This window comes from Algoriphagus sp., assembly GCF_024642405.1.
Classification (GTDB): Bacteria; Bacteroidota; Bacteroidia; order Cytophagales; family Cyclobacteriaceae; genus Algoriphagus.
On sequence record NZ_JAHEBC010000210.1, the window covers coordinates 1 to 6,762 of the forward strand.

General features: G+C 38.6%; 5 protein-coding genes. 4 read left to right on the forward strand and 1 reads right to left on the reverse strand.

Annotation, left to right across the window (positions count from 1 at the left end; translation table 11 throughout):
- Positions 1 to 1,596, reverse strand: a 1,596-nt coding sequence (locus Q0L68_RS14235; RefSeq protein WP_296704450.1) for a beta-L-arabinofuranosidase domain-containing protein, incomplete at its 3' end; no start/stop codon positions are given.
- Between the two features lie 430 nt (positions 1,597 to 2,026).
- Between Q0L68_RS14235 and Q0L68_RS14240 the strand changes: the two genes are divergently transcribed.
- The 4 genes from Q0L68_RS14240 to Q0L68_RS14255 all read left to right on the forward strand — a co-directional run bounded on the left by Q0L68_RS14240 (position 2,027) and on the right by Q0L68_RS14255 (position 6,564).
- Positions 2,027 to 2,629 carry an RNA polymerase sigma-70 factor gene (locus Q0L68_RS14240; protein WP_366938406.1) on the forward strand — a complete coding sequence of 201 codons (603 nt, stop codon included), beginning with the start codon at positions 2,027 to 2,029 and terminating at the stop codon, positions 2,627 to 2,629.
- Positions 2,629 to 3,603 (forward strand): FecR family protein, encoded by a 975-nt coding sequence (locus Q0L68_RS14245; RefSeq protein ID WP_296704453.1) that lies wholly within the window; start codon positions 2,629 to 2,631, stop codon positions 3,601 to 3,603. The genes Q0L68_RS14240 and Q0L68_RS14245 overlap by 1 nt, the downstream gene beginning before the upstream one ends.
- A gap of 7 nt (positions 3,604 to 3,610) precedes the next feature.
- Positions 3,611 to 5,290, forward strand: a complete 1,680-nt coding sequence (locus Q0L68_RS14250; RefSeq protein ID WP_296704455.1) for an STN and carboxypeptidase regulatory-like domain-containing protein — start codon at positions 3,611 to 3,613, stop codon at positions 5,288 to 5,290.
- 80 nt (positions 5,291 to 5,370) lie between these two features.
- Positions 5,371 to 6,564 (forward strand): hypothetical protein, encoded by a 1,194-nt coding sequence (locus tag Q0L68_RS14255; protein ID WP_296704458.1) that lies wholly within the window; start codon positions 5,371 to 5,373, stop codon positions 6,562 to 6,564.
- The last annotated feature ends 198 nt before the right edge of the window (positions 6,565 to 6,762 follow it).

Genomic DNA, 6,762 nt, shown 5'->3' on the forward strand with positions numbered 1-6,762 from the left:
ACCATTGATACTAATATCTGTTTCATGGGACCAATCGGGTATTCTCAAATGAAATGGGAAGTCAGAATTTTGGGATAGACTTAGATCAAATATGACTGTCTCCCTAAATGGGAATCCAGTGGTTTCTTTAATCACAAGCTTTTCCCCACTTCCGACCTTTAATTCCACAGAGCTGGGACCATATAGAAGTGCTGCCACGCCTTTATCAGGGGTTGCATAAAACAAATTTTGAACAAATTTCGGCCAGGATTGATGCATATTGGTCGTACAGCATGGGTATCCTGTGAGTTCACCGAAAACAAAATCTGTCCCCCCATGATTTTTGGTTTCGTAAGAAAAATCAATAGAGTCGGATAAAATGACCTGATTGGCAGCCTGGAAGTATTGCCTGCTGGTAAAGTCGTCCGAAGCTTGTGTTGGAAGCGCATTGTATGTGATCTTTTCCAGTAGGCCTGCAAAACTTGGATCCCCAGTGATTTTCAAAATGGTTTCAAGTGAATACATTTCCTCCGATATGGAACAAAACTCAATTCCTTGAACCGGGTTGTTCCCATGCAAAGGCTCATCTCCTCCATACATCCCTTGAGGTTGTCCATGGTATTTTTGAAGCATATTCAAGGCATTTTTGACTGAAGCCACAGAACTTTGATCTCCCGATTTTTGGAAATAAACAATTGGCTGTTTTAGTCCTTGGGCTACATTCACCGTATGCAAGCCTGGAACTTGAGCTAAGTTTATTTGGGATATTTCCTCTGCATCAAAAGGGTATCTTTTCACTTTATTGTAATGCCAAACATCCTCAAAAGAAATCTCATTGCTCGGGTTGGAAAAAACCTGTTGCCATGGAAATGTTTGCTTTTGAATCAAATCGCCCAAATCTAAGAGTTTCTCATCAGCAGTAATATTGTAGAGCCAAAAAACGACTGCCAAATTATCTCCAGCTCTCCTATTTGCCCAAAAGGAAAGTTCATCCATTGGGTGTTTAGGCAATTCAGTCAATTGATAATGGAAATACTTGGTTAATACATCGATAACTCTTGAATCATTAGTGGCTTGATAATACTGCTGCAATACTTTGAGCATGACCATTTTTGGCCACCAATCTTTCCGGGGTCCCTTTTGTATTCCTGCCTCAGGTTCAGGTTCTTCCTCAAAAGGAATTGGCCCAATATATCCACTTTCAGCTTGGTTCGTCAAAGTCCATTCTATCCATTCTTGGGCTTTTTTCTTGAGGTTTTCATCATCCAGGATATAGGCCAATGGAACCAGTCCATCAATCCAGTAAGGCCCGCGTTCCCATCCATCTCCATCACCTCCCAACCAGCCATTTCTATCTCCCACAACTTCGGGATAAACCGTATCCAAATTACCTGTCATACCAGTAGCCATTCGCTTCAGTTGTTCCTGCAACCAACCAGAAGGTTTAATGCTTCCCAATGGAAGTTCTAGATATGGGATTGAAATTAATGGGCTACGGTTTTCGAGGTAATGAGCTTTCTTTTCTGCTGATTCTTGGTTTGGGTTCGAGCTACATGAGATCTGCCCAATACTCAAAATAAGATAAAATAATAAGCTGAAGTAAAAATCTTTTCGCATCTCACTATGATGGTTGATTCCAATTATTCTTTAAATATACATTTCTGAAAATCCAGAGCATTACCATCCAAAAAAATGCATTTCACGAAAAAATTGCTAAAAACTTATCCAAAAAGTTTTGGGAGAGGCTATGCATAGGATTTTTAAATAAATTACCCCTTGAACCCAACATCGTAAAAGTCTTTAGACAATCCATTCCCTTATTGCTTTTACCTCGATTTTGACTCTACCTATTTTTAGTCAAAAGACAACCAAGAATTTAGCCAAGCTCCTTCCAATTAGGTATTTCAAAATTGATTTAGGTTTTAGTTTGAATTCGATTGACCTGAAGTTTAAGATTTCATTGATTTTTTTAAAATATTTTCAAAGCCTCTTAGGGGTTTTTCTTAGCTGAGTTGTCCTATTTATAAAAACCATTCAAAACCTTAACTTGCATGTACAGCAATATGCCTCCATGCAATCCACAGATCAAACGATTTTTCAGTCGATCAAGTCAGGTGATGAAAAAGCACTGGAGATGTTATTTAAAGAATATTATCAGCCCTTATGCCGCTACGCGAATTCCTACTTGGAAGATTCTGATGATGCGGAAGAAGTAGTCCAAAACTGCTTTATAAAACTTTGGGAGAAAAAAGAAAATATCAATATCCAAAGCTCTGTAAAATCTTATCTGTATCAGACTATCCGTAATTCTTGTTTGAATGAAATCAAACATCAAAAGGTAAAGAAAAACTATGGCGACATGCTTGCCCAACAGGGAGAACAGTATAGTGAGTCTTCAGACCAGTCTACTCTAAAAGGAGAATTAGAAGAAAAAATTGCTTTGGCCCTTCAAGCACTCCCACAACAATGCCGACTCATATTTACGATGAGCAGGTTTGAGGAGTTAAAGTATCAAGAGATTGCTGATCAATTAAACCTATCTATCAAAACAGTAGAAAATCAAATGGGCAAAGCCTTGAAATTGATGCGTATCCAATTACAGGAATACCTCCCTTTGATTGCCATATTTCTAAATATTATTCTAGAATGATGAGCGAGCAGGAAGAATTCTACATAGAAAGCCTTATCGCCAAATATATTGTTGGCGAAATCAACTCTGAAGAAGAACAGGAGCTGATGAAATGGTGCGCTCAATCTGAAGAAAATCAGAAAATTCTAGACGATGAGTTATTGATTTTTCAAAAAGCCAACCTGGGTTATGATATGAACTTTGATGCTGATCTGGCTTGGCAGAGAATCAAACCCAGAATTCAAAACCCGAAAAAAGGGAAACAAATCTTCTTCAAACCTTGGAGAATCGCCGCCAGTTTTGTTTTGCTTTGTACCATTTCATTTCTAGTCTATCAGCAATTAACCAAACCGGAGGAATTTAATTTTCTGAGCGAAAACCAAGTAGAAACTCAAATTCTACCAGATCAGACTCGTATTTCTTTAAACAGGGATTCTGAAGTAAGTGTGGAATACAATGAACGAAAGAAAACTGGGCTGATAAAATTGAGCGGAGAATCCTTGATTTCCATTCCGGCTGACAAAAAAGTCAATTGGCAAGTTCAGGTAGAGAATCTTCTTATTGAAGATATTGGGACAGTTTTTAATGTAAAAGGCTATCCTGAAACCCCAATTGTAGAGGTAAGTGTACTGGAAGGCGAAGTGCGAATGTATCTCGATGATCAACAAGGGATCAGTCTGAAGGCAGGAGAAAAGGGTACTTTTGATAAGGTGAGCGGTTCATTCTCAAAAGAGGAGGCAGAGACCAATGTGGATTCCTATAGCTCCAGATCTTTCTCCTATTTCAATGAAGATTTGGCAACCATCATCTCCCAGATTTCGGATGTTTACCAAGCTGATATTGAATTAAATGTCCAAATTGAAACTTGTAGATTGACAGTAGATTTTAAGAATGAGGACCTTGATACTATTTTGACGATCATTTCTGAAACTTTAAATTTACAGATCAATAAATCGGGGGATAGAATTACTCTTTCAGGAGAATCCTGCAATTGATTTTTAAATGAGGAAGCACTTTTTTCGGTATGTTTTTACAATTCTTTTAATAATAGGCGGAATTCAAATTGGCATTGCCCAGCAATTTTCTCTATTGGAAAAGAAGGTGAGCATGCATGCTCAGGAGGAGCCATTGGATGCATTCCTGAACAGATTATCCAAAGAAGTCGGCGGGGTATTTTCTTATAGTCCCTCCTCAGTGGATATCAACCGTAGGATTTCTGGAAATTTTCAAGACCAATCTTGCCGTGAAGTTCTGGAAGAAGTTTTCGAAGGGAGTATCAATTACAAACAAAAGGGAGTTTATCTGATTTTGACTCCAGCACCACCTTCTGAAAAAGAGATCACAATCAGTGGTTATGTGGTCGATGAACAGTCAGGCGAAAGGATAAAAAATGCAACTGTTTATAATCCGATCACTTTACAATCCTCCACGACTGATGAGTTTGGATACTTTCAATTTCAAGTAAAGAACCCTGCGGAAGATAACTTTGAGCTAGTTGTCAATAAAAAGGATTACGCGGATACCTTATTAGTGGAAGGCAAAAGCTCCAGGTTTCGGAAAATTTTTCTAAAAGCTGAGGGCGAAGAAACTTCACCTATTGTCAGAAGTCTTACCGAACCCATGAAAAACTTTTGGGCTTGGACTTCAAATTCCGTTGGGTTCACAAACTTTGAAAATATCCAGGACACATTATCCAGAGGGTTCCAAGTCTCTTTTGTGCCTTTTATTGGTACCAATAGAAAAATAAGTGGCTCAGTTCAAAATGATTTCTCAATCAACATTTTGGGTGGTTTTTCTGGAGGTACGAACAAAGCAGAAATTGGAGGACTATTCAATATCAACCGAAGAAATGTACAATATTTCCAAGCTGCAGGTTTATTCAACCAAGTGGGAGGAACAGTGAAAGGTTTCCAGGTGGCTGGGATTACAAATATCAATTTAGACCGGGTTGAAGGATTTCAGGCCGCAGGGGTTGGTAATTTTTCTTCTGGACCTGTTAGTGGGGTTCAATCAGCAGGCGTTTTGAATATAGTTACCTCGGATATCAAAGGAGTTCAACTGGCAGGAGTCACTAATTATACTCACCATGATGTGCATGGGGGACAAATCTCGGGAGTTTTAAATATTGCCAGAAATGTGAAAGGCTTCCAACTCGGGTTATTAAACTATTCAGACAGTACTTCGGGAACCCCCATTGGACTGATCAGTTTTGTGAGAAAAGGATACCACAAAGTGGAAATCGGAACCGATGAAATCTTACCTTTAAATATTTCATTGCGAACTGGAACTAGAGGTTTCTACAATATGATTTTTGCAGGAATTAGACCGGAAAAAGCTGATTCTGTCACTTGGGCTTTCGGATATGGTGTTGGTACATCTCCCAAGTTGATGAATAGATTATATCTGAATTTTGAACTAAGCTCACAACAATTGTTGAAAGGAAATTTAGCTGCTTTAAACCTGATCAACAGAGGCTATTTGGGACTTGATTATCAGTTTTCGAACAAGGTGGGGATCTTCGCCGGACCAAGCATCAATCTCCGGGTTTATGATAGTTCGTACACGGAGCATCCTGATCTATTTTCTTCATCCGGACCTAAAATTATTTCAGAAAAGGACTATCAGGAAAATATAAAAAGCCAGCTTTGGTGGGGTTTCAGGGCTGGAATTCGCTTTTTTTAAAATTTTCGAAAAAAATTTGCGGCAACCATAGGGGGTATTTGGTTTTCGATTGTCATAGATACGAAAACTAAACCAACGCTATGAAAACGTTTCACAAAATCTTATTCGTACTCTTTCTTTTTGTATTAAACCCTATTTTAGGAATCACTCAAACTTCCTCAGATCAAAAAGAAGTTATTTTCAATTCAAATTTCCAGATTTCAATCGTCCCATATTTGGGAACTAATGGAAAGAATTCTGGAATCACAACCAATGATTATTCCTTTAACTTATTTGGCGGCTTTTCTGCTGGAACCAACAAACTCGAGTTGGCAGGATTGTTTAACATCAATCGATTTGATGTAGGAAATGCACAATTTGCCGGGATATTTAATCAGGTTGGCGGTTCCTTAAAAGGGGTCCAGTTTGCTGGAATTGCAAATTCGACTTTAGATTCCATACAAGGCGTCCAAGGAGCGGGAATAGTCAATTTTACTACAGGTGCCATTCATGGAGCCCAATTGGCCGGAATTACCAATTTCACCAGCAAATCAATGAATGGCTTTCAGGGGGCTGGAATTTTAAACTTTGCAGGGCAAAATGCTACCGGATTTCAAGGTGCTGGCATCGCAAACTTTGCGGGAGGCAACGTGAAAGGAACCCAAGCTGCAGGGATACTAAACTTTACCCCAAAGGATGTTCAAGGTGCTCAAATAGCTGGAATTTTGAATTTTGCCAGAAAAGTAAATGGTACCCAAATTGGTTTGATTAATTATTCCGATAGTATTACGGGAGCTCCTATCGGGCTGATCAGTTTTGTAAAAAGCGGATACCACACGGTAGAAATTGGAACCAATGAAATTATGCCCATCAATCTTTCATTCCGAACTGGTACCCGAAGTTTTTACAATATGTTTTTCGCTGGATTCAGACCGGAAATTTCAAGAGAAACTACCTGGTCTTTTGGTTATGGTGTAGGTACCTCTCCAAGACTTGGAAATAAAACATTTTTAAACATAGAATTGAGTTCTGAGCAAATGCAAAGTGGAAATGTCGAGGCATTAAACCTAGTCAATCGATTCTATGTAGGAATGGATTTTCAGGTAGCTAAAAAGTTTGGAATTTTCGCTGGCCCTACCATCAACTACCGAGTTTTTGAAACTTCTTTTGATAGGCATCCCGACCTTTTCTATTACAACAATTTCCGGGTCTCATCTGAACATACATTCCGATATAATAAAGATTTAGCTGGTCAGTTTTGGTGGGGATTCCGGGCAGGTATCAGATTCCTATAATCCATATTGATGAAAACTCTTTTAAAAGATTTCTTGATGATTTTAGATAGGAATTTCAACAATCATATAAAAACCTATTCTCTGGCCCCATGTAGAATTTTAATCAAGAAAGTCCAGTAGTTTTCTACTGGACTTTCTTGATTTCAAAATGTGGATTTTCAAACTTATTTAAGTTCCTTCTTCAGGATTTTACCCGTT